Here is a 21,117-nt window from a genome sequence, read left to right as displayed (position 1 = left end):
CCTCGTCGGGGCCCTCGGAGCCCTTGATGGGCGTGGCCTATAGTGAAGAGGCCGTGCCTCCACAACCACAATCAAGGAGAACGAAATGAGCGTTAAACCCATTCCCGAGGGTTATCACAGTGTCACGCCCTATATGGGCATCGACAAAGCCTCAGAGGCTATCGAGTTTTACAAAAAAGCCTTCGGCGCCACCCAGATCATGCGCCTGGACATGCCCGATGGCAGGGTCGGCCATGCCGAGCTGCGCATTGGTGATTCGGCGATCATGCTGGGCACGCCCTGTGATCAGATGTCCCTGAGCAATCCGACTGAAAGCACCAGTGTCGCCTTGCATCTGTACGTGAACGACGTAGACGCACAGTTCAAACAAGCCGTCGCAGCGGGCGCCAGCGTGGTGTCCGAACCAGAGGACCGGTTCTATGGCGACCGTTCGGGCAGCGTGAAGGATCCATACGGTCACCTTTGGTACCTCGCCACCCGCAAGGAAGACCTCAGCGAAGAACAGATCCGTCAGCGCGCCATGGAAATGTTCAAGCAAGGCTGAGCATCGGGGGCGGTTCGCCGGCTCCTACCCCACTTCATGAATACCCCCACGCCGTGAAAACCCGCTGGATGTGAACCTGAAACATTTTCTTTCATATCCACCTTGGGGATTTCTCATTCTCATCCGTCTTAACTTAGATACAGCCTGTCGCGTCAGCAAAAGCTACGACTGGCCTTTTCCGGGCCTCCCTCGCCCTCCCCTGATCAAGACCCTCTTTCACATGTCGAAGAAGTCACGCTCAAAACTCTGGTTTCTCGTCCATAGCTGGCTGGCCTTGCCCATCTGGTTCTTTGTACTGATTGTCTGCGTCACCGGCACCCTGGCGGTGGTCAGCCAGGAAATCGTGTGGCTGGCCAATCCGGACATCCGTGCGAGCAAGCCGTCGGATGATGCCGAGCCGCTGAGCTACGACCAGGTGATCAGCGCCATCAAGCGGGCCGAACCCCAGGTCATCGTGCAGTCTCTCAGTCGTCCGGATGAATCGCACTTTGCCCTGAGTGTCGACCTCAGCTACCCGGACGGGCGCTCGGTAGAGGTCTACGTCAATCCGTACACCGGGGCGATCCAAGGCATCAGCCCGTCGTTCAACTTCCGTCAGTTCACCCGCGCCCTGCACGGCTGGTGGCTGGTGCCGTTTACCAATGGCTTCAGCTGGGGCTGGTACCTGGTGTCGCTGCTCGGCTTGCCGCTGCTGGCCTCACTGGTCACCGGCCTGGTGGTGTACAAGCGCTTCTGGAAAGGTTTTTTCAAGCCGACCCTGCGTATCCGCCACGGCGCGCGGATTTTCTGGGGCGACTTCCACCGCCTGAGCGGTATCTGGTCGATCTGGTTTATTGCGGTGATTTCCATCACTGGCACTTGGTTCCTGATCCAGGCAATCCTGGGTGACAACCAGATCTCCATCTCCAGCGAGCCCATCGTCCCGGTGATCGCCCGCGAAAAAGTCCCAACCTCAGCCCCCGGCGTGCCTGCGCCGATGATTCCCGTGGATGAGGCGATCGCGATCGCCACCCAACGTATCCCGGGGCTGGAGGCGAGCTTCGTGAGCCTGCCGCTCAATGCCTACAGCCACCTGCAAATCGGCGGGCGGGGCTGGTACCCGCTGATGTTCCAGACCGCTCAGATCAACCCATATGACGGTGAAATCGCCTCGTCGCACCTGCTGTCCGACCGCACCAAGCTGGAGTTCGTCACCGAATCCATGCGCCCCCTGCACACCGGCGACTTCGGTGGCATCTGGATCAAGCTGATCTGGGCGTTCTTCGGCCTGGTGCTGAGCATGATGGTCTTGAGCGGCCTGTTGATCTGGACCAAGCGCACGGCCCTGGCCACCCTCAACGCTCTCAAGCGCGAAGCCAAGACACAACGTGCGCCGGCACCCATTCCGGCCATGCAGGCTGAAACCTCGGAGGCCAAGCCATGAGCAAGTCCGCCAACGCTACCCCGCCTTCGCCGTTGCGGGCCTTCTGGCTGAAATGGCGTTTCCACATCAACGTCCTGCTGTTGCTGGTACCGCTGGGCTTCATGCCCAAGTACTTCGCCGATGCCGCGCTGTTTCGCGGCGACACCGGCATCGGCGAGCGGGTGGCCGGGGACGTACAGGTCGGACCCTGGAGCCTCACGCTGGCCGAATTCCGCAATGAAGGCCCGCGCCCCGACCCGGCCGGCCCGATGAAGTTCTTCAACGCCGCCCTCTGCGCCACCTGCGCCGACCAGGTCAAGGCCACCTACCTGCGCATCGGCAAGCCGCGCAGCCTGCGTGCCGCCGGGGTGATCTTCTTCGGCACCCCGTACCGCATGGGTGCGGGCCTGCCCGTGCCGGAACGTACCCCCGTCGATGCCGAACTGTGGGTCACCATGGAAGGTTGGGACGGCACCATGCACCAGGGTTCCATCCCGCTGAGCCAGGCCTCGCCTGCCACCATTGCCTGGCTGAACAAGCAAGGAGTCAAACCATGACGTTCAAGCGCCTGTCCCGCGCCGCGCTGTTGCTGTGCGCCGGTTTCAGTACCACCGTCCTTGCCCACAACCCAATGTGCGAATGCAAGGAAATCCCCGGCGAGCAGATCCAGTGCAAAGGCGGTTTCTCCGACGGCAGCGGTGCCCCCGGCGTGACCCTGGATGTGATCGGCTATGACGAAACCATCCTGGTGCCCGGCAAGCTCGGCCAGGACTCCACCCTGACCTTCAAGAAGCCGTCCGCCGAGTTCTACGTGCTGTTTGATGCAGGCCCCGGTCACGTAGTGGAAATCGACCAAGCGGATATCCAGCCTCAATGAGTACGACACAGGTTGTTCGCCCCGCCGGTGCCGGCCACGAAACCCTCTACGTGCTGCTGCTGTGCCTGATCATCCTCGCGGTGGCCGGTACGGTGGTGGCGCTGCATGGTGAAACCCAGGCAGTCGCGGCGCTGCCCCGCCATCAACTGGATGCCCGCCGCGACCTGAGCGCCGCCGAACAAGGCATCTACGCCGACCTGCGGGTCACGCTGGATGAAATCCACTTGCTGCAGCAGGAGCAAAGCGCCCTGCCCACCCCCGAGCAACTGGCCGAAGAAGGCTTCGCGCCCTTTGCCCAGGACGCCAGTTCGGTCAGCCGCGGCGACCATCGCTGGCAGTTGTTGGGGAACTCGGCCTACTTGGGACTGAGCCAGACGCCGACCACCAGCGGTTCACTGCTGATGCGCGTACAGGGCAGCGAGCCGGATATCTGGCTCAACCGCAGCACACACCTGGCCGCCCCCTCCGACCTCACTGACCAGGCGCTGATCGCAGCCGGCTGGCAGCAGGTGGTCGCGCAATTCGACGCCGGCGTCACCCGCCAGCACCGTCACTGAACGAGAAGACCGATTGCCCATGTCTATTTCATCGCCCCTGTTGCGCGTGTTTCTGGTTGGCCTGTTCAGCCTGATACTCGCTCCCCTCGCGAATGCCGAGGCCGCCAAACGCCTGCGTATCGGCATCACCCTGCACCCTTATTACAGCTACGTGGCCAATATCGTCGGCGACAAGGCCGAAGTGGTGCCACTGATCCCGGCCGGCTTCAACCCCCACGCCTACGAGCCACGTGCCGAAGACATCAAGCGCATCGGCACCCTGGATGTGATCGTGCTCAACGGCGTCGGCCATGACGATTTCGCCGACCGCATGATCGCCACCAGCGAGCGCCCGGACATTCCGGTGATCGAAGCCAACGCCAACGTGCCGCTGCTGGCGGCCACCGGCAACGCCGCGCGCGGTGCCGGCAAGGTGGTCAACCCGCACACCTTCCTGTCGATCAGTGCGTCGATTGCCCAGGTCAACAACATCGCCCGCGAGCTGGGCAAGCTCGACCCGGACAACGCCAAGACCTACACCCAGAACGCCCGCGCCTACGGCAAACGCCTGCGGCAGATGCGCGCCGATGCCCTGGCCAAGTTGACCGGCGCACCCAACCCGGACCTGCGCGTCGCCACCGTGCACGCGGCCTACGATTACCTGCTGCGCGAGTTCGGCCTGGAAGTCACGGCCGTGGTCGAGCCGGCCCACGGGATCGAGCCGAGCCCCAGCCAGTTGAAGAAGACCATCGACGAACTGCGCGCCCTGGACGTGAAGGTGATCTTCTCGGAGATGGATTTCCCGTCCACTTACGTCGACACCATCCAGCGTGAATCCGGGGTCAAGCTGTACCCGCTGTCGCATATTTCCTACGGCGAATACAGCGCTGAAAAATACGAAGTGGAAATGACCGGCAACCTCAACACCGTGGTGCGGGCGATTCAGGAGTCGGGGGCATGACCGCAGCGCAGCAACTTAAGGTCGCCAGCGTCGGCCCGACCCTCGACTTCGACCAGGTGTCCCTGACCCTGGGCCGCACCGTGATCCTCGACGACGTGAGCTTCCAGGTGCGGCCGGGCAGCATCCATGCGCTGGTGGGGCCGAATGGCGGCGGCAAAAGCTCGCTGATCAAGACCCTGCTGGGGCAAACACCGCATCAGGGGCAACTGAGCCTGCAGTGGCCGGGCACGCCCGGCACCATCGGCTATGTGCCCCAGGCGCTGGAGTTCGACCGGGGCCTGCCAATGACGGTCGACGATTTCATGGCCGCCATGTGCCAGCGGCGCCCGGCGTTCCTGGGTTTGTCCAAACATTACGCCGCCGCGATTGGCGAGGCGCTGGAACGGGTCGGCATGCAGGACAAGCGCAAGCGGCGCATGGGCGCGCTGTCCGGCGGTGAGCGCCAGCGTGTGTTGTTGGCCCAAGGGTTGATTCCGGCGCCGCAACTGCTGGTACTGGATGAACCGATGTCGGCCCTCGATGAGGCCGGTATCCAGGTGTTCGAACGCCTGCTCAATGACTGGCGCCTGGCCGGGATCACCGTGCTGTGGATCGAGCACGACCTGGAAGCCGTGGGCCGCCTGGCCGACCGCGTCACCGGCCTGAACCGCCGCCTGCTGTTCGACGCCACGCCGAAAGAGGCGCTGACCCCGGAGCGCCTGCTGACCCTGTTCTCTACCCATCCTCGGAGCCCGGCGCCATGAGTTATGAAGCGTTTCGCCTGATGGTCCAGGGCTGGGCCTCGTCCGGTTACCTGCCGGAGGCACTGGCCTATGGTTTTGTGGTCAACGCCCTGCTCGCCGGCCTGCTGATCGGCCCGGTGCTGGGCGGCCTGGGCACGCTGGTGGTGGTCAAGCGCTTTGCGTTTTTCTCCGAAGCGGTCGGCCATGCCGCACTGACCGGCGTGGCCGTGGGCATCCTCCTGGGTGAGCCCTACACCGGGCCCTATGGCAGCCTGTTCGGTTACTGCCTGTTGTTCGGCATCCTGCTCAACTACTTGCGCAACCGCACCGGCCTGGCGCCGGATACCTTGATCGGCGTGTTCCTGTCGGTGTCCTTGGCATTGGGCGCCAGCCTGCTGCTGATCCTGGCGGGCAAGATCAACGTGCATATCCTCGAAAACGTGCTGTTCGGCTCGGTGCTGACGGTCAACGGCAACGATTTGCTGGTACTGGCGATTGTCGGCGCCCTGGTGATGGCCCTCGCGCTGCCGCTGTACAACCGCATCATGCTCGCCAGCTTCAACCCGCAATTGGCGGCGGTGCGTGGTGTGGCGGTGAAGACCCTGGACTACCTGTTCGTGATCCTGGTGACGCTGATCACCGTGGCGGCAGTCAAGGTCATCGGCGCCATCCTGGTGGGCGCGCTGCTGGTGATCCCGGCTGCAGCGGCACGCCTGCTGAGCCAGTCGCTCAAAGGCTTCTTCTGGATCTCGGTGGTGATCGCCACCGTCAGCACCCTGTGCGGGATCCTGTTGCCGATCATCTTCGACCTGCCCATCCCCTCCGGTGCCGCGATCATCCTGATGGCCGGTATCGCTTTCGCCCTTGCCGCCGTCGCGCGGGGCACCGTGCCCAGCCTTAAAGGGAACCTTGGATAATGCGCTCCGTTCTTCAACCTCTGGCCCTGGCCATCGCTTGCCTGATCACCACGCCGCTGATGGCGGCCGACGTGGGCAAACCTGCTGCTCACGCGGCCAAACCGGTCAAAGTCCTGGCCTCGCTGCCGATCACCTATGGCCTGGCGCAGGTGCTGCTCAAGGGCACCGACGTGCAGCTCGAGCGCGCCGCGCCGGCCAACCTGCCGGGCTCGCGGCAGGTGTCGTACTTCACCGGCCGTGGCGCGCCGGCACTGAACAGCCTGGCCCAGGACGCCGACGCCGCCATCGGCGTGCGCTCGCTGTGGGCCGATGACCCGCTCTACCCCGTGGCACGGCGCAGCAATATCCGCATCGTCGAAATCGATGCGGCACGCCCGGTGGATGGCGGCCTGCCGGGCATCGCCGTGCAACCTGGCGTCGCCGATGGCTTGAACAGCCAGCCGTGGCAATCGAGCAACAACCTGGGGCGCATGGCCGATGTCCTGGCCGCCGACCTGAGCCGCCTGGCACCGGGCGCCAAGGCGAAGATCGACGCCAACCTGGCCGCCCTCAAGCAACGCCTGCTCAAGCTCAGCGCCGACAGCGAGGCGCGACTGGCCAAGGCGGACAACCTGAGCGTGGTCAGTTTGAGCGATCACTTTGCCTATCTGATCAGCAGTTTGAATCTGGAACTGCTCAGCACCGATGCCCGGCCCGACGCCGATTGGACGCCTGAGGCGTTACAGAAGCTCAGTGCCGAGCTGAAGGACAACGACGTGGCCGTGGTGCTGCATCATCGCCAGCCGAGTGATGCAGTGAAAGCCGCCATCACGGCAGGCGGTTCAACGCTGCTGGTGTTGAACGTCGACGGCGCGGACCCGGTATCGGAGCTGGAAACCAATGTGGACCAGGTGATCAAGGCACTCACGGTGCACTCACTGTAGGAGCGAGCTTGCTCGCGAAAAACTTGAGGGCGTTGCGGGGAGCCAGGTCTCCCGCGTCATCGTTGACATCTTTCGCGAGCAAGCTCGCTCCTACAGGAAGCCCCCCGATCACACCACATCGACGCCGACATGAATCGCATCATGCCGCCAGAATTCCAGGTCGCAGTCGATCAAGCGCTGGTGCTGGTCATAATTGACCCGGGCGATCCGCAAGCCCGGGCTGCCCACCGACACGCGCAATGCCGCCGCCGCTTCCACCGGCAAAGAGGTCGGCACGATCTCGAAGCGCACCCGCCCGTAATGCAAGTCGTACTTGCGCGCATACAACTCGGTCATCGACTGATTCAGGTCGCACTCAAGAATCCCCGGGAAATACTGCGGGTTCAGGTAGTGCTCCACATACAACACCAGCCGCCCGTCAATCCGCCGTCCCCGGCAAATCTGGATCACCCTGGACAACGCCGGCAGCTGCAACCACGCACACACCGCGGCCGAGGCCGGCTGCAGCCGCGCACTGATCACTTCGGTGGATGCCACCCGCCCCTGGTCGTTGACCATGGCGTGAAAGTGGCTGCGCTGCATCAGGTTGTAGGCCAGGCGTGGCGGCGAAACGAACCAGCCCCGGCGCTCCTCGCGATAAATCTGCCCTTGGGCCTCCAGTTGTAACAAGGCTTCCCGCACGGTAATTCGAGTGGTACCAAACAACTCGCTGAGCTTGCGCTCGGCGGGCAGCTTGCTTGCAGGCGGCAACAGGCCGTGGTCGATCTGCTCTTGCAGCGCCAGCCCGATGGATGTCACCGCCTTGATTGCCTCATCACGCATCAATGTTACCTATCTGGACTAGACCAGCACTGTTCAGGTGCACAAACCGCTGCATAAGTGGGCTTGCATGACTGCTTGCCAGCCTAGGCACTCCTGATGACCGACAGATGACAGTCCCTGCCCCGTCCCTGCACCACACCCTGCAATACATCGGCCAAGTCCAGTCGCTGCGGGCATTTGAGCATGGTCTACGCTAAGTCTGCGCCGAGCGACATCAAGGCTATGAAAACGACATCGACATGAAACTGTCATCCATCGCGTCTAGATTGGCTCAGGTATTGCTCTGACCTAGACCAACAACACCGTAGAAAACACCGCCGCGTTGAAAACGCCCAAAGGAGCTTCGGATGAAACAGCTTTTCCTGGCATCACTGTTAGGCTCGACCATTGCCATGTGCACCGCCGCCATGGCCGCTGATACCGATCTAAAAACCTTGGAAGCCGCCGCGAAGGCGGAAGGTGCCGTCAACAGCGTCGGCATGCCCGATGACTGGGCCAACTGGAAAGGCACCTGGGAAGACCTGGCCAAGACCTACGGCCTCAAGCACATCGACACCGACATGAGTTCGGCCCAGGAAATCGCCAAGTTCAAGGCCGAAAAAGACAACGCCAGCGCCGACATCGGCGACGTAGGCGCCGCCTTCGGCCCGATCGCGGTGAAGCAGGAAGTGACCCAGCCGTACAAGCCGTCCAACTGGGCTTCGGTGCCGGATTGGGCGAAAGACAAGGACGGTCATTGGGCCCTGGCCTACACCGGCACCATCGCGTTCATCGTCAACAAGAAGCTGCTGCACGGTTCCGAAGTCCCTACCAGTTGGGCGGACCTGCAAACCGGCAAATACAAAGTCTCGGTGGGTGACGTGAGCACTGCGGCCCAGGCCTCCAACGCCGTACTCGCCGCCGCCATCGCCAATAAAGGCGATGAAAAGAACATCGCCCCCGGCCTGCAATTCTTCACCAAGATCGCCCAGCAAGGTCGCCTCGGCCTGTCCAACCCGACCATCGCCACCATGGAAAAAGGCGAAGTCGAAGTGGGTATCGTCTGGGACTTCAACGGCCTGAGCTACAAAGCCAAGATGGCCAACCCGGATGACTACGTGGTGCTGATCCCATCGGACGGCTCGGTGAAATCCGGCTATACCACCATCATCAACAAATACGCCAAGCACCCGAACGCCGCCAAGCTGACCCGCGAATACATCTTCAGCGACGCCGGCCAACTCAACCTGGCCCGTGGCAACGCACGTCCGATCCGTGCTGAAACCGACCTGAAGCTGCCGGCCGACATCGCCAAGAACCTGATCCCGGGCGAGCAGTACACCAAGGCCAACCCGCAGCCGATCAAGGATGCCGATGCGTGGGAAGCGACTTCCAAGAAGCTGCCACAGTTGTGGAACGAGCAGGTCATCGTAGAAATGAAGTAAGCCTGTCGCCCACATTGGAAATCCACTGGAGATCCAATGTGGGAGGGGGCTTGCCCTAATGCCAGTCAGTTAAGGCTTTTTGTAGGAGCGAGCTTGCTCGCGAAAAACTCACAGGCGCCGCGTTCATTCAGGAAGCACGCGTTATCGTTGACGTTTTTCGCGAGCAAGCTCGCTCCTACAGGAGGCGATGTACGCTTAACTGACTGGCATTAGGGCTTGCCCCCTCCCACACTTTTGACCTCGTTCCTCCAGGGGAATTGAGTCAAGTCTATTGCTGCGGAGCGCTCTCCCCCATGAAGCACACTGTCATCCTTGTCGTGCTCGACGGCCTGAACTTCGAGGTTGCCCGGCACGCCATGGGACACTTGCAGGCCTATGTCGGCGCAGGACGCGCGGCCCTCTACAAGCTGGAATGTGAACTGCCCGCCCTGTCCCGCCCGCTGTACGAATGCATCCTCACCGGCGTGCCACCGATCCACAGCGGTATCGTGCACAACCAAGTCTCGCGCCTGTCCAACCAGCGCAGCATTTTCCATTACGCCACCGACGCCGGCCTTACCACCGCAGCGGCGGCTTACCATTGGGTCAGCGAGTTGTATAACCGCACGCCCTTTCTCGCCGCACGGGATCGTCATACCGACGACAAGACGCTGGCGATCCAGCACGGGCATTTCTACTGGAATGACCACTACCCGGATTCCCACCTGTTTGCCGACGCCGAAAGCCTGCGGCTCAAGCACGCGCCGGACTTCATGGTGGTGCACCCGATGAACATCGACGACGCCGGCCACAAACACGGCCTCGACACGCCGCAGTACCGCAACAGCGCACGCTCGGCCGACATCATCCTGGCCGACTACCTGCAAGCCTGGCTCGATGCCGGCTACCAGGTGCTGGTGACCGCCGACCACGGCATGAACAACGACCGCTCCCACAACGGCCTGCTGCCGGAAGAACGGGAAGTGCCACTGTTCGTGCTCGGCGATGCCTTCAGCCTGGACACCCACGCCGCACCGAAACAAACCGAGCTGTGCGGCACGGTCTGCGAACTGCTGGGCGTACCCCACGACAAACCTGTGTGCCGGGAGTTACTGAAGTGAGTTCAATATCCCGTGGCAAATGGCTGGCACTCCTGTGCCTGGTGCCTTTCGCGCTGTTCTTTATCGTGTTCGAAATCGCCCCGCTGGTATGGGTGCTGATCAATAGCCTGCAGACCGAAGACACTGGCTGGGGCCTGGACAACTTCACGCGCATCTTCAGTTCGAAGTTCTACCTGCAAGCCATCCAGTTCAGCCTGGAGATCAGCTTCTACTCGAGCATCTTCGGCATCATCATCGCCACGCTGGGCAGTTATTCCCTGCGCCGGGTGGATTCGCCGCTGCGCAACTTCGTCACCGCCTTCGCCAACATGACCAGCAACTTCGCCGGCGTGCCCCTGGCCTTCGCGTTCATCATCCTGCTGGGGTTCAACGGCAGCATCACCATCATGCTCAAGCAGGCCGGGATCATTCAGGACTTCAACCTGTACTCCAAGACCGGCCTGATCATCCTCTATACCTACTTCCAGATCCCCCTCGGCGTGTTGCTGCTCTACCCAGCCTTCGACGCACTGCGTGAAGACTGGCGTGAGTCGGCGGCCCTGCTCGGCGCCAATGGCTGGCAGTTCTGGCGACATATCGGCTTGCCGGTGCTCACCCCGGCGCTACTGGGCACGTTCGTGATCCTGCTGGCCAATGCCCTGGGTGCCTACGCGACGGTCTACGCCCTGACCACCGGGAACTTCAACGTGCTGCCGATTCGTATCGCCGGCCTCGTGTCGGGGGATGTATCCCTCGATCCAAACATGGCCAGCGCACTGGCCGTGGTGCTGGTTGCGCTGATGACCGTGGTCACAGTGGTGCATCAACTGCTGCTCAAGAGGAGCTACCATGTCTCGCGCTGAAGCCGGCCCGGCCTCCCTCTACCACCGCGTGGTGGTGTACCTGTTGTTCGCGATCCTGGTGCTGCCGCTGATCGGCACCTTCGTCTACTCCATTGCGAGCAGTTGGTCGGCAACCATTCTGCCGGCGGGCTTCACGGTGAAGTGGTATGTGCAGCTGTGGAGCGACCCACGCTTCCTGATGGCCTTCGGGCAATCGTTGCTGGTGTGCGTGGGTGCGTTGATCCTGTCGGTGGTGTTGATTCTGCCGCTGTTGTTCGTGGTGCATTACCACTTTCCCAGGCTCGACGCCTTGATGAACATCCTGATCCTGCTGCCCTTCGCGGTACCGCCGGTGGTGTCGTCGGTGGGCCTTCTGCAACTGTACGGTTCCGGGCCGTTGGCGATGGTGGGCACGCCGTGGATCCTGATCGGCTGCTACTTCACCGTGGCGCTGCCATTCATGTACCGGGCGATCACCAACAACCTGCAAGCCATCAACCTGCGCGACCTGATGGACGCCTCGCAACTGCTTGGCGCCAGTACTTGGCAGGCGGCGATCTTCGTGGTGCTGCCCAACCTGCGCAAAGGTTTGATGGTGGCGCTGCTGCTGTCGTTCTCGTTCCTGTTCGGTGAATTCGTGTTCGCCAATATCCTCGTGGGTACCCGCTACGAGACCCTGCAGGTGTACCTGAACAACATGCGCAACAGCAGCGGCCACTTCACCAGCGCCGTCGTGATTTCCTATTTCTTCTTTGTGCTGGTGCTGACCTGGGCCGCCAATACCTTGAACAAGGACAAAAGCCAATGAGCTTCGTCAGCGTCCAACATCTGCAAAAAGGCTACGCCGGCACCCCGGTGTTCAGTGACATCAACTGCGAAATCGCCAAGGGTGAGTTCGTCACCCTGCTCGGCCCATCCGGTTGCGGCAAGTCCACCCTGCTGCGCTGCATCGCCGGCCTGACCGCAGTGGACAGTGGGAAAATCCTGCTGGACGGCCAGGACATCGTTCCGCTGAGCCCACAGAAACGCAACATCGGCATGGTGTTCCAGAGCTATGCGCTGTTCCCCAACATGACCGTGGAACAGAACGTCGCCTTCGGCCTGCGCATGCAAAAGGTCAACGCCGATGACAGCCACAAGCGCGTGCAGGAAGTGCTGCAACTGGTGGAACTCAAGGACCTGGCCGGCCGCTACCCGCACCAGATGTCCGGCGGCCAGTGCCAGCGGGTGGCCCTGGCCCGCTCCCTGGTCACCCGCCCGCGCCTGTTGCTGCTGGATGAGCCGCTGTCGGCGCTGGATGCACGGATTCGCAAGCACCTGCGCGAACAGATCCGCCAGATCCAGCGCGAACTGGGGTTGACCACGATCTTCGTGACCCATGACCAGGAAGAAGCCCTGACCATGTCGGACCGGATCTTCCTGATGAACCAGGGCAAGATCGTGCAAAGCGGCGATGCCGAGACCCTCTACACCGCACCGGTGGATGTATTCGCCGCCGGTTTCATCGGCAACTACAACCTGCTGGACGCCGACAAGGCCAGCCAGTTGCTGCAACGCCCGATCAGCGGGCGCATCGCGATTCGCCCGGAGGCCATCGAACTGAGCCGCAGCGGCGAACTCGACGCGCTGGTGCGCAGCCATAGCCTGCTGGGCAACGTGATTCGCTACCGCATCGAAGCCCGTGGCGTGGAATTGGTGGTGGACGTGCTAAACCGCTCGGCGGACGATCTGCACCCGGACGGCCAGCGCCTGGCACTTTCCATCGACCCCAGTGCGCTGTGTGAAGTAGCCTGAGCAGCAGTGAATCTTGAGAGAGCGTAACGGATGGCATTGGTAATTTTTGATTTGGACGACACCCTGATCCATGGCGACTGCGCCACCCTCTGGAGCGAACAGATGGGGCGCCTGGGCTGGGTCGACCCGGCGTCGTTCATGGGCAGGAACAACGAGCTGATGGACGCCTACAGCCGCGGCGAGCTGGCCATGGAAGACTTCATGGACTTCAGCCTGGAGCCGATGATCGGCCGCACCCCGGAGGAAATCGAGCACCTGGTGGAGCCCTGGGTCGAGGATGTGATTGAACCGCTGATCTACAGCGACGCCACCAGGACCATCGCCCGCCACCGCGCCAACGGCGACCGGATCCTGGTGATCTCCGCCTCGGGGACTCACCTGGTGAAACCGATTGCGGCGCGTATCGGCATTGATGAGGTGCTGGGGATTGAGCTGGAAGTGAGTCATGGCGTGTACAGCGGCCGTACCGTGGGGGTACTGACCTACCGCGAAGGCAAGATCACGCGCTTGCTGGAATGGCTGGAACAGGAAGGTGAATCGCTGGACGGCGCGTATTTCTATTCGGATTCGCGCAATGACTTGCCGTTGTTGCTGAAGGTGGAGCACCCGCAGGTGGTGAACCCGGACCCGGTGTTGCGCGCCCACGCCGAAAAATCCGGCTGGCCAATCCACCACTGGGTCTGAGACCGCCTATCCCGACTTGAAATCCAATCAAAGGTGGGAGGGGCGGTGCGACGATTCGACTTGCCCCCTCCCACATCGACCCTATTCCAATCCGGGATCAGGTCAGGCTCTCGTCAATTACCAACACCAGCTTCCCGGCGATCTGGTTAGTCGCCAGCTCCGCAAACGCCGCCTCGGCATCCTTGATCGGGAACGTCCTGGCCAATTGCGGGCTCAGGCGACCTTCGGCAAACAACGGCCATACATGCTGGCTCAGGTCGCTGAACAGGTCGGCCTTGAACTGATCGTCACGGCTGCGCAGGGTCGAACCCAGCAGTTGCACACGCTTGGCCAGCACCTGGGCCAGGTCCAGTTGCGCCTCGCGGCCGCCCATCAAGCCGATCAACACCCAGCGACCGTCCAGCGCCAGCAGCTTGAGGTCCAGCGCGGCGTAGTTGCCGCCGACCGGATCGAGGATCACATCGAATGGCCCGAAATCCCGCAGCCCTTCGATACCGTCAGTGCGTACTACGCCGCCCTGGGCGCCCAGGTCTTCACAGTAGGCCAGGCGCTGCGCCGAGCCGACGCTGACCCAGCACGGGCTGCCAAATGCCTTGCACAGCTGGATGGCCGCCGAGCCCACGCCACTGGCGCCGGCGTGCAGCAACACTTTCTCACCGGGCTTGAGGCCCGCCAGTTGGAACAGATTGAGCCACGCAGTGCTGTACACCTCCGGCAGCGCCGCCGCTTCAATCAGCGACAAACCTTCCGGCACCGGCAGCACATGACGTGCATCCACCACCACTTCTTCGGCCATGCCGCCACCGGCCAGCAACGCACAGACGCGATCGCCCACCTGCCAGGACGAACCCGGGCCCACTTCACTGATCACCCCGGAACACTCAAGTCCCAGTACGGCACTGGCGCCAGGCGGTGGCGGATAGAGCCCTGCACGCTGCAATAAATCGGCGCGATTAAGGCCCGCAGCCGCCACACGAATGCGAACTTGGCCTACATCACATGTAGGACTTGGTTCGTCCAACCACTCCACATGACCTTCAACGCCTTGCAATGCTTTCACAGTGCCTCCATAGTGAGTCTGGACTGAGCCCGTAGCAGTAGCGCCGGGCTTTTTGCATTATGCGACCGGCCCCTATGGAACCGGCAACTTCAAAGACGGCCTAATATGCGTTATCAATTGCCCCCGCGTCGAATCAGCATGAAGCATCTGTTCCCCAGCACCGCCCTCGCTCTTTTCATTGGTATCGGCTTCGCGTCGATGTCGACCAATACGTTCGCAGCCAACAGCTGGGACAACCTTCAGCCGGACCGCGATGAGGTGATTGCCAGCCTTAACGTCGTCGAGTTGCTCAAGCGTCATCACTACAGCAAGCCGCCGCTGGACGACGCGCGCTCGGTGATCATCTATGACAGCTACCTCAAGCTGCTGGACCCGTCGCGCAGCTACTTCCTGGCCAGCGATATCGCTGAGTTCGACAAGTGGAAGACGCAGTTCGACGACTTCCTCAAGAGCGGCGACCTGCAGCCCGGCTTCACCATCTACAAGCGCTACCTGGATCGCGTGAAAGCGCGTCTGGACTTCGCCTTGGGTGAGTTGGACAAGGGTGTCGACAAGCTCGACTTCACCCAGAAGGAAACCCTTCTGGTGGACCGCAAGGACGCGCCTTGGCTGACCAGCACCGCCGCCCTCGACGACCTCTGGCGCAAACGCGTCAAGGACGAAGTGCTGCGCCTGAAGATCGCCGGCAAAGAGCCCAAGGCTATCCAGGAGCTGTTGACCAAGCGCTACAAGAATCAACTGGCACGCCTGGACCAGACCCGTGCCGAAGATATCTTCCAGGCCTACATCAACACCTTCGCGATGTCCTACGATCCGCACACCAATTATCTGTCGCCAGATAACGCGGAAAACTTCGATATCAACATGAGTCTGTCCCTGGAAGGCATCGGTGCCGTCCTGCAAAGCGACAATGACCAGGTGAAGATCGTGCGCCTGGTGCCGGCCGGTCCGGCAGACAAGACCAAGCAGGTTGCGCCTGCCGACAAGATCATCGGTGTGGCCCAGGCCGACAAAGAGATGGTCGATGTGGTCGGTTGGCGCCTGGACGAAGTGGTCAAGCTGATCCGTGGGCCGAAAGGCAGCGTGGTGCGCCTGGAAGTGATTCCGCACACCAATGCACCGAACGACCAGACCAGCAAGATCGTGTCCATCACCCGTGAAGCGGTGAAGCTCGAAGACCAGGCCGTGCAGAAGAAAGTCCTCAACCTCAAGCAGGATGGCAAGGACTACAAGCTGGGGGTGATTGAAATCCCGGCCTTCTACCTGGACTTCAAGGCCTTCCGTGCCGGTGACCCGGACTACAAGTCCACCACCCGCGACGTGAAGAAAATCCTTACCGAGCTGCAGAAGGAAAAAGTCGACGGCGTGGTCATCGACCTGCGCAACAACGGCGGCGGTTCCCTGCAGGAAGCCACCGAGCTGACCAGCCTGTTTATCGACAAGGGCCCGACCGTGTTGGTACGCAACGCTGATGGCCGTGTCGACGTGCTCGAAGACGAGAACCCGGGTGCCTTCTACAAAGGCCCGATGGCGTTGCTGGTCAACCGTCTGTCGGCTTCGGCTTCGGAGATTTTCGCCGGTGCCATGCAGGACTACCACCGCGCGTTGATCATCGGCGGCCAGACCTTCGGCAAAGGCACCGTGCAGACCATCCAGCCGCTGAACCATGGCGAGCTCAAGCTGACGCTGGCCAAGTTCTACCGGGTTTCCGGGCAGAGCACCCAGCATCAGGGCGTACTGCCGGACATCGATTTCCCGTCGATCATCGACACCAAGGAAATCGGCGAAAGCGCCCTGCCGGAAGCCATGCCGTGGGACACCATCCGTCCTGCGATCAAGCCGGCCTCGGACCCGTTCAAGCCGTTCCTCGCGCAGTTGAAGGCTGACCACGATACCCGCTCCGCCAAGGATGCCGAGTTTGTGTTCATCCGCGACAAGCTGGCCCTGGCCAAGAAGTTGATGGAAGAAAAAACCGTCAGCCTCAATGAAGTGGACCGTCGTGCACAGCACTCCGACATCGAAAACAAGCAACTCGCCCTGGAAAACATCCGCCGCAAGGCCAAGGGCGAAGAACCCCTCAAGGAGCTGAAGAAAGAAGACGAGGATGCGCTGCCGACCGAAGCGGATAAAACCAAGCCGGAAGACGACGCTTACCTGGCCGAGAGCGGCCGGATCCTGCTGGACTACCTGAAAATCACCAAACAGGTGGCCAAACAGTAAATGATGGCGATTTAATGTGATCGCTCCCTGGAGTGTCATCATATAGACATCATTCTGTCGTGAAATGAAGGACCGTCGGCGTAACGCCCACGGTCCTTTTTTTTCGATCGAGATCGCCATGACTATGACCGAACAGCTGAGTGCATTGGGCTCTATCCTGGCTCAAGGCAGTTTGCACAGCCTGTTCCAACCGATCATCTGCCTGTCAGAACGGCGCATCCTTGGCTACGAAGCCCTCAGCCGCGGCCCGTCGAACAGCCCGCTGCACTCCCCCATCGCGCTGTTCTCGGTGGCGCGCCATGCCGGTCGCCTCAGCGAACTGGAAATGGCCTGCCGCGAAAGCGCATGCCGCCGCTTCAGCGAGCAAAAGCTGCCGGGCAAGCTGTTCCTGAATGTCTCGCCCGAATCCTTGATGGAGACCGCTCATCAACCGGGCCGCACCCTGCAATTGCTGCGCGACTTCGGCATTCCGCCGAGCCAGGTGGTGATCGAACTCACCGAGCAGACCCCCACCGACGATTTCGACCTGCTGCAAACCGCCCTGCACCATTACCGCAACATGGGCTTTTCGATTGCCTTGGATGACTTGGGTGCCGGCTATTCCAGCCTGCGCTTGTGGTCGGAGCTGCGCCCGGATTACGTGAAGATCGACCGCCACTTTATCGACGGTATCCATCAGGATGCGCTCAAGCGTGAGTTTGTCGGCTCTATCCTGCAGATCGCCAGGGCCTCACGGGCCCAGGTGATCGCCGAGGGCATCGAATTGCCGGAAGAGCTGGCGGTATTGACCGAGATGGGCGTCGACCTGGTCCAGGGTTACCTGCTCTGCCGTCCACAGGAGCAGCCGCCACAGGAAGCGCGCCAGATGCTGCCCAAGCCCGATCAGGCCAATGTGGCCCTCAGCGAAGAAGCCGGCGACCTCAGCGCCCTGCTCAGCGAACAACCGGCGGTCGATCAGGACACCGCCACCGCCCAGGTGTTGGAGGCGTTCCGCCGCCAGGCCAACCTTAACTCCCTGGCGGTTCTGGATGGACGCGGCCACCCGGTGGGGATCGTGCACCGGCATTCACTCTCCGATGCGCTGCTCAAGCCGTTTGCCACCGACCTGTTTGCGCGCAAGCCCATCAGCCGGCTGATGAGTACGGATTTTCTGGCGGTAGAGTTGAGCCAGTCGCTGCAACAGGTCAGCCGCCTGCTGACCAGCCGCGCACGGCAACGTATCGAAGAAGATTTCATCATCACCCTCAATGGCGATTACCTCGGCCTGGGCCGGGTAATCGATGTACTCAAGCTGATCACCGAACTGAAAATCCAGCAGGCGCGCTATGCCAACCCGCTGACCCTGCTGCCCGGCAACGTGCCGATCCAGCAGTGCCTGACGCGACTGTTGCAGCAACAGCGAGAATCGGTGATCTGCTACGTGGATATCGACAGCTTCAAGCCGTTCAACGACATCTACGGCTACGGACGTGGGGATGAGGTGTTGCTGTGCCTGGCGCAGTGCCTGAACGACCGGGTCGACCCCAGCCGCGACTTTGTCGGGCATATCGGTGGCGATGATTTTTTGCTGGTGTTGGGGCCACAGGATTGGCGCAAGCGGCTCAACCAGCTGCTGGACGATTTCCATACCCAGTGCAGGCGCTTCTACCGCGCCGAGCACCTCGACGCCGGCTGCTTCGTGGCGCTGAACCGCCAGGGCGTACGCCAGGAGTTTGCGTTGCTGTCACTGTCGATCGGGGTGGTGCATTTGTATCCACAGGCCTGTGGACAACTCGATGCCAGCCAGTTGGCGGAACTGGCCTCGCAGGCCAAGCACCATGCCAAGGATATGACCGGCTACAGCATCCATGTGATCGACAGCATGGACATGTTGCCCCAGGCACTTTAAGCCTCGGCAGACTCCGGATACTCGTATTCGAACACCCGCACCACTTCCGAGGCATGCCAGGAGGCGGCGGCCACACCATCGGACGGCCCGCTGAAACGCCCCAGGCGCTCCACACACTCAAAGAACCCGGTACGCGGCAGGCGGCTGGCGCCCTGGCTGATCACCAGGGAGCTGCGCAACGGTTGCTCGGCCTTGGCGTCCAGCGCCGCCAGGTGCTCCAGGGCAGCGGCCAGGGTTTGCATCGCCGGCGTCGGAAATTGCAGGCGCTCCAACAGTGCTCGGTAGGTCAGCAGATGGCGCTGGCGGCGCGCCTGGTCCAGTTCGTTAAGTAACCCATCCCAATGTTGACGACTGATACGTAGGCTCAAGATTCATCCCTCCAACCTGCAACGCCTAATTCCCGGGCCAGGCTGCGGCGGATTGCGGCATCCGGCTGACGTTCACCACTTTCGATCAATCCTAGATACGAGGGGCTGATGCCCACGGTGCGGGCCAACGCTTCAATCGCCAGGCCCTTGGCTTCACGCAAGCCGCGCAGGTCTGCGAGCGGGCGCAAATCCTGGTCAGGTGCGGCGTGTGCAGTAGGAGAAGGCGTCGGTGAAGGCTGTTGCTGACCGGCGGCTTTTAGCAGCGCCTGGTACTGATCCCATGGCAACACCGCGTACTCGGGTTCGCCATTGCGTGAAATTATCTGAATATCCATGACCGCCCCGTAGGATAACTGCACTTACTGAGTAAGCTCTTTCCTTAGGAGTGTAATCCTAACAGCCACAAAGGTCGCAGGGGGATAGCCACGTCATCCGTTTTTTTGCGGGTTTTCCTTGGCCAGCAAGGCCGGGGTGGCAGGCAAACGCTCAACCACCGCGAGTTTTTCCGGGCGCTGTGCGTCACGCCAGGCGCGAAACGCGCTCAGTTCACCCTCCAGGGCCTTCATGACCCACGCCAGTACGGCGATGTCGTCGAGCATGCCGAACATGGGGATAAAGTCCGGGATCGCATCAATCGGGCTGAGGAAATACATCAACCCCGCCACCACAGAGATCAGCGCCTTGGGGCTGATGGCTCGGTACTCGCCACGCCAGTAGGCCAGGCACAGGGATTGAAGCAGCTTGAGATCATCCTTGAGCTTACCCAGGCGGTTGCCCTGGCTGGAGCCTTTGGCGGCGACAGCGAACAGCAGGGTCGGCAAACGTCCACGGCCCAGCAAGCGTGCCGCCATGGGCAGGAAACGGGTGAAATTGAAGGGTGGTTTCATCTGTCACTCCAGTTCCATCAAACAGAAAGGTTATCCACACAAATTGTGGATAACCTTGTGAACAGAGCCTGTTTTACCGGCTGAAAGCCACGGTCTACAAGGCTTCCAGTCAGATCGGGCGTTTTTTGCGCACATCAAAAAAACCCAAGAATTCATTGACTTGGCGCAGATGTGCCGATACCCGTACTCGAGTCTTACATCAGACTGTTACAGCGTACGGGCGTTCGATCGGATGTCTACAGGGACTGATTTTGAAAACCCCGAAAACAACAACGCCCCGTCAAGACGGGGCGTTGCGTGTTCAAGCGCCGATTACTTCTTGGCGGCAGGTGCAGCAGGGGCTTCAGCCTTGGCTGGGTCCTTGATGGCCAGCAGTTCCAGGTCGAATACCAGCACCGAGTTTGCCGGGATTGCCGGGCTCGGGCTCTGGGCGCCGTAGGCCAGGTCGGACGGGATGTACAACTCGACCTTCTCGCCTACGTGCATCAGTTGCAGGCCTTCGACCCAGCCAGGAATCACACCGCTGACCGGCAGGTCAATCGGGCTGCCGCGATCCACGGAGCTGTCAAAGGTGGTGCCGTTGGTGAGCTTGCCGGTGTAGTGAACAGTCACCACGTCAGTTGGCTTAGGCTGTGGGCCGTCGGCTTTCTTGGTGATCTTGTACTGCAGGCCGGAAGCGGTGGTGACTACGCCGTCTTTCTTGGCGTTGTCTTCGAGGAATTTCTTGCCGGCGGCTGCCGACTCTTCGCTCATTTTGGTCATGCGTTCTTCAGCACGCTTCTGCAGTGCGGCAAACGCTTCAACCAGTTCGTCGTCTTTGAGCTTCTGCTCTTTCTTGCCGACGGCATCTTCGATGCCTTGGGCTACCGCTTTGGAATCCAGGTCATCCATGCCTTCCTGGGCAAGGCTTTTGCCCATGTTCAGGCCGATGCCGTAGGAAGCTTTCTGCGCCGGGGTTTTCAGCTCTACGCTGGTCTGCGAATCACAACCCGCAAGTACCAGGCTAACCAGGGCCACCGCCGCCGCCAACCGATGCTGTTTCATGCTATTTCCTTGTTCATGCGCCAAAAGGGCATTCGAATAAAGTCGCGAGCTTATCAGGCGGCCACGACCAATGGCTACCGGCATGTGAGCAGGAAACTTCCGATAAGTTCACGTGTTTAAAAG

Annotated in this window: 23 protein-coding genes and 1 pseudogene; 17 read left to right on the top strand and 7 right to left on the bottom strand. The window is 61.4% G+C overall.

Annotated elements, in window-relative coordinates; translation table 11 throughout:
- Nucleotides 1-85: 85 nt before the first annotated feature.
- The 9 genes from BLW22_RS07465 (at nucleotide 86) to BLW22_RS07425 (ending at nucleotide 6,882) form a co-directional block, all read left to right on the top strand.
- A complete protein-coding gene (locus tag BLW22_RS07465) occupies nucleotides 86-544 on the top strand; it encodes a VOC family protein (protein WP_074845093.1) in 459 nt (152 codons plus the stop codon).
- A gap of 220 nt (nucleotides 545-764) precedes the next feature.
- Nucleotides 765-1,967, top strand: coding sequence for a PepSY-associated TM helix domain-containing protein (locus BLW22_RS07460; protein ID WP_065924538.1), 1,203 nt, complete (start codon nucleotides 765-767; stop codon nucleotides 1,965-1,967).
- Nucleotides 1,964-2,503, top strand: coding sequence for a hypothetical protein (locus tag BLW22_RS07455; protein ID WP_027607126.1), 540 nt, complete (start codon nucleotides 1,964-1,966; stop codon nucleotides 2,501-2,503). Before BLW22_RS07460 ends, BLW22_RS07455 begins: the two co-directional genes overlap by 4 nt.
- A complete protein-coding gene (locus tag BLW22_RS07450) occupies nucleotides 2,500-2,823 on the top strand; it encodes a hypothetical protein (protein WP_065924537.1) in 324 nt (107 codons plus the stop codon). Before BLW22_RS07455 ends, BLW22_RS07450 begins: the two co-directional genes overlap by 4 nt.
- Nucleotides 2,820-3,380: a DUF6162 family protein gene (locus BLW22_RS07445; RefSeq protein ID WP_065924536.1), complete on the top strand. Its 561-nt coding sequence runs from the start codon at nucleotides 2,820-2,822 to the stop codon at nucleotides 3,378-3,380. Before BLW22_RS07450 ends, BLW22_RS07445 begins: the two co-directional genes overlap by 4 nt.
- A 19-nt stretch (nucleotides 3,381-3,399) precedes the next feature.
- Nucleotides 3,400-4,320: a metal ABC transporter substrate-binding protein gene (locus tag BLW22_RS07440; RefSeq protein ID WP_065924535.1), complete on the top strand. Its 921-nt coding sequence runs from the start codon at nucleotides 3,400-3,402 to the stop codon at nucleotides 4,318-4,320.
- Complete coding sequence (locus BLW22_RS07435; protein WP_074845090.1) at nucleotides 4,317-5,063, top strand: metal ABC transporter ATP-binding protein; 747 nt, start codon at nucleotides 4,317-4,319, stop codon at nucleotides 5,061-5,063. Before BLW22_RS07440 ends, BLW22_RS07435 begins: the two co-directional genes overlap by 4 nt.
- Nucleotides 5,060-5,959 (top strand): metal ABC transporter permease, encoded by a 900-nt coding sequence (locus tag BLW22_RS07430; RefSeq protein WP_027607121.1) that lies wholly within the window; start codon nucleotides 5,060-5,062, stop codon nucleotides 5,957-5,959. The genes BLW22_RS07435 and BLW22_RS07430 overlap by 4 nt, the downstream gene beginning before the upstream one ends.
- Nucleotides 5,959-6,882, top strand: coding sequence for a metal ABC transporter solute-binding protein, Zn/Mn family (locus tag BLW22_RS07425; RefSeq protein ID WP_074845087.1), 924 nt, complete (start codon nucleotides 5,959-5,961; stop codon nucleotides 6,880-6,882). The genes BLW22_RS07430 and BLW22_RS07425 overlap by 1 nt, the downstream gene beginning before the upstream one ends.
- Here the strand turns inward: BLW22_RS07425 and BLW22_RS35670 are convergent.
- Nucleotides 6,875-6,994: pseudogene (locus BLW22_RS35670) on the bottom strand (outer membrane lipoprotein carrier protein LolA); the annotation flags it as partial. The gene BLW22_RS07425 and the pseudogene BLW22_RS35670 overlap by 8 nt on opposite strands.
- Nucleotides 6,991-7,704, bottom strand: a complete 714-nt coding sequence (locus BLW22_RS07420) for a UTRA domain-containing protein (protein ID WP_065924533.1) — start codon at nucleotides 7,702-7,704, stop codon at nucleotides 6,991-6,993. The pseudogene BLW22_RS35670 and the gene BLW22_RS07420, both read right to left, overlap by 4 nt.
- A 347-nt stretch (nucleotides 7,705-8,051) precedes the next feature.
- Between BLW22_RS07420 and BLW22_RS07415 the strand changes: the two genes are divergently transcribed.
- The 6 genes from BLW22_RS07415 (at nucleotide 8,052) to BLW22_RS07390 (ending at nucleotide 13,527) form a co-directional block, all read left to right on the top strand.
- Nucleotides 8,052-9,128 carry an ABC transporter substrate-binding protein gene (locus BLW22_RS07415; RefSeq protein ID WP_027607118.1) on the top strand — a complete coding sequence of 359 codons (1,077 nt, stop codon included), beginning with the start codon at nucleotides 8,052-8,054 and terminating at the stop codon, nucleotides 9,126-9,128.
- A gap of 293 nt (nucleotides 9,129-9,421) precedes the next feature.
- Nucleotides 9,422-10,228 (top strand): alkaline phosphatase family protein, encoded by an 807-nt coding sequence (locus tag BLW22_RS07410; RefSeq protein WP_074845084.1) that lies wholly within the window; start codon nucleotides 9,422-9,424, stop codon nucleotides 10,226-10,228.
- Complete coding sequence (locus BLW22_RS07405; protein WP_027607116.1) at nucleotides 10,225-11,070, top strand: ABC transporter permease; 846 nt, start codon at nucleotides 10,225-10,227, stop codon at nucleotides 11,068-11,070. The genes BLW22_RS07410 and BLW22_RS07405 overlap by 4 nt, the downstream gene beginning before the upstream one ends.
- The gene (locus BLW22_RS07400) at nucleotides 11,057-11,857 is read left to right on the top strand and encodes an ABC transporter permease (RefSeq protein WP_074845081.1); all 801 of its coding nucleotides are present in this window, start codon (nucleotides 11,057-11,059) and stop codon (nucleotides 11,855-11,857) included. The genes BLW22_RS07405 and BLW22_RS07400 overlap by 14 nt, the downstream gene beginning before the upstream one ends.
- Nucleotides 11,854-12,843: an ABC transporter ATP-binding protein gene (locus BLW22_RS07395; RefSeq protein WP_065924530.1), complete on the top strand. Its 990-nt coding sequence runs from the start codon at nucleotides 11,854-11,856 to the stop codon at nucleotides 12,841-12,843. Before BLW22_RS07400 ends, BLW22_RS07395 begins: the two co-directional genes overlap by 4 nt.
- A 30-nt stretch (nucleotides 12,844-12,873) precedes the next feature.
- Complete coding sequence (locus tag BLW22_RS07390) at nucleotides 12,874-13,527, top strand: HAD family hydrolase (protein ID WP_027607113.1); 654 nt, start codon at nucleotides 12,874-12,876, stop codon at nucleotides 13,525-13,527.
- 97 nt (nucleotides 13,528-13,624) lie between these two features.
- On the opposite strand, the gene BLW22_RS07385 is transcribed toward BLW22_RS07390, so the two are convergent.
- A complete protein-coding gene (locus BLW22_RS07385) occupies nucleotides 13,625-14,587 on the bottom strand; it encodes a zinc-binding dehydrogenase (protein ID WP_065924529.1) in 963 nt (320 codons plus the stop codon).
- A gap of 138 nt (nucleotides 14,588-14,725) precedes the next feature.
- On the opposite strand from BLW22_RS07385, the gene BLW22_RS07380 reads away from it, so the two are divergent.
- Nucleotides 14,726-16,807 carry a carboxy terminal-processing peptidase gene (locus tag BLW22_RS07380; protein ID WP_174562728.1) on the top strand — a complete coding sequence of 694 codons (2,082 nt, stop codon included), beginning with the start codon at nucleotides 14,726-14,728 and terminating at the stop codon, nucleotides 16,805-16,807.
- 118 nt (nucleotides 16,808-16,925) lie between these two features.
- On the top strand, nucleotides 16,926-18,695 hold the full coding sequence (locus BLW22_RS07375; protein WP_043293707.1) for a bifunctional diguanylate cyclase/phosphodiesterase: 1,770 nt from the start codon (nucleotides 16,926-16,928) through the stop codon (nucleotides 18,693-18,695).
- On the opposite strand, the gene BLW22_RS07370 is transcribed toward BLW22_RS07375, so the two are convergent.
- The 4 genes from BLW22_RS07370 to BLW22_RS07355 all read right to left on the bottom strand — a co-directional run bounded on the left by BLW22_RS07370 (nucleotide 18,692) and on the right by BLW22_RS07355 (nucleotide 20,994).
- Nucleotides 18,692-19,063, bottom strand: a complete 372-nt coding sequence (locus BLW22_RS07370) for a hypothetical protein (RefSeq protein ID WP_005786715.1) — start codon at nucleotides 19,061-19,063, stop codon at nucleotides 18,692-18,694. The genes BLW22_RS07375 and BLW22_RS07370 overlap by 4 nt on opposite strands.
- Nucleotides 19,060-19,398, bottom strand: coding sequence for a helix-turn-helix domain-containing protein (locus BLW22_RS07365; protein WP_074845206.1), 339 nt, complete (start codon nucleotides 19,396-19,398; stop codon nucleotides 19,060-19,062). The genes BLW22_RS07370 and BLW22_RS07365 overlap by 4 nt, the downstream gene beginning before the upstream one ends.
- 93 nt (nucleotides 19,399-19,491) lie before the next feature.
- Nucleotides 19,492-19,950 carry a YkvA family protein gene (locus BLW22_RS07360; RefSeq protein WP_065924528.1) on the bottom strand — a complete coding sequence of 153 codons (459 nt, stop codon included), beginning with the start codon at nucleotides 19,948-19,950 and terminating at the stop codon, nucleotides 19,492-19,494.
- A 312-nt stretch (nucleotides 19,951-20,262) separates the two neighbouring features.
- Nucleotides 20,263-20,994 (bottom strand): BamJ family beta-barrel-assembly machinery protein, encoded by a 732-nt coding sequence (locus BLW22_RS07355; protein ID WP_012723274.1) that lies wholly within the window; start codon nucleotides 20,992-20,994, stop codon nucleotides 20,263-20,265.
- Nucleotides 20,995-21,117: the final 123 nt, after the last annotated feature.

Origin of the sequence: Pseudomonas marginalis (assembly GCF_900105325.1) — a bacterium.
GTDB lineage: Bacteria > Pseudomonadota > Gammaproteobacteria > Pseudomonadales > Pseudomonadaceae > Aquipseudomonas > Aquipseudomonas marginalis.
The sequence above is the reverse complement of the archived record's forward strand: the minus strand, read 5'-3'. Positions and strand labels throughout refer to the sequence as shown.

Excerpts from the sequence above, each read along its gene's own strand:
- BLW22_RS07450 (WP_065924537.1), top strand. The coding sequence starts at position 2,500 with ATGACGTTCAAGCGCCTGTCCCGCGCCGCGCTGTTGCTGTGCGCCGGT.
- BLW22_RS07415 (WP_027607118.1), top strand. The coding sequence starts at position 8,052 with ATGAAACAGCTTTTCCTGGCATCACTGTTAGGCTCGACCATTGCCATG.
- BLW22_RS07395 (WP_065924530.1), top strand. The coding sequence starts at position 11,854 with ATGAGCTTCGTCAGCGTCCAACATCTGCAAAAAGGCTACGCCGGCACC.
- BLW22_RS07360 (WP_065924528.1), bottom strand. The coding sequence starts at position 19,950 with ATGAAACCACCCTTCAATTTCACCCGTTTCCTGCCCATGGCGGCACGC.
- BLW22_RS07435 (WP_074845090.1), top strand. The coding sequence starts at position 4,317 with ATGACCGCAGCGCAGCAACTTAAGGTCGCCAGCGTCGGCCCGACCCTC.
- BLW22_RS07420 (WP_065924533.1), bottom strand. The coding sequence starts at position 7,704 with ATGCGTGATGAGGCAATCAAGGCGGTGACATCCATCGGGCTGGCGCTG.
- BLW22_RS07440 (WP_065924535.1), top strand. The coding sequence starts at position 3,400 with ATGTCTATTTCATCGCCCCTGTTGCGCGTGTTTCTGGTTGGCCTGTTC.
- BLW22_RS07400 (WP_074845081.1), top strand. The coding sequence starts at position 11,057 with ATGTCTCGCGCTGAAGCCGGCCCGGCCTCCCTCTACCACCGCGTGGTG.
- BLW22_RS07465 (WP_074845093.1), top strand. The coding sequence starts at position 86 with ATGAGCGTTAAACCCATTCCCGAGGGTTATCACAGTGTCACGCCCTAT.
- BLW22_RS07355 (WP_012723274.1), bottom strand. The coding sequence starts at position 20,994 with ATGAAACAGCATCGGTTGGCGGCGGCGGTGGCCCTGGTTAGCCTGGTA.
- BLW22_RS07375 (WP_043293707.1), top strand. The coding sequence starts at position 16,926 with ATGACTATGACCGAACAGCTGAGTGCATTGGGCTCTATCCTGGCTCAA.
- BLW22_RS07390 (WP_027607113.1), top strand. The coding sequence starts at position 12,874 with ATGGCATTGGTAATTTTTGATTTGGACGACACCCTGATCCATGGCGAC.
- BLW22_RS07380 (WP_174562728.1), top strand. The coding sequence starts at position 14,726 with ATGAAGCATCTGTTCCCCAGCACCGCCCTCGCTCTTTTCATTGGTATC.
- BLW22_RS07365 (WP_074845206.1), bottom strand. The coding sequence starts at position 19,398 with ATGGATATTCAGATAATTTCACGCAATGGCGAACCCGAGTACGCGGTG.
- BLW22_RS07425 (WP_074845087.1), top strand. The coding sequence starts at position 5,959 with ATGCGCTCCGTTCTTCAACCTCTGGCCCTGGCCATCGCTTGCCTGATC.
- BLW22_RS07445 (WP_065924536.1), top strand. The coding sequence starts at position 2,820 with ATGAGTACGACACAGGTTGTTCGCCCCGCCGGTGCCGGCCACGAAACC.
- BLW22_RS07430 (WP_027607121.1), top strand. The coding sequence starts at position 5,060 with ATGAGTTATGAAGCGTTTCGCCTGATGGTCCAGGGCTGGGCCTCGTCC.
- BLW22_RS07460 (WP_065924538.1), top strand. The coding sequence starts at position 765 with ATGTCGAAGAAGTCACGCTCAAAACTCTGGTTTCTCGTCCATAGCTGG.
- BLW22_RS07455 (WP_027607126.1), top strand. The coding sequence starts at position 1,964 with ATGAGCAAGTCCGCCAACGCTACCCCGCCTTCGCCGTTGCGGGCCTTC.
- BLW22_RS07410 (WP_074845084.1), top strand. The coding sequence starts at position 9,422 with ATGAAGCACACTGTCATCCTTGTCGTGCTCGACGGCCTGAACTTCGAG.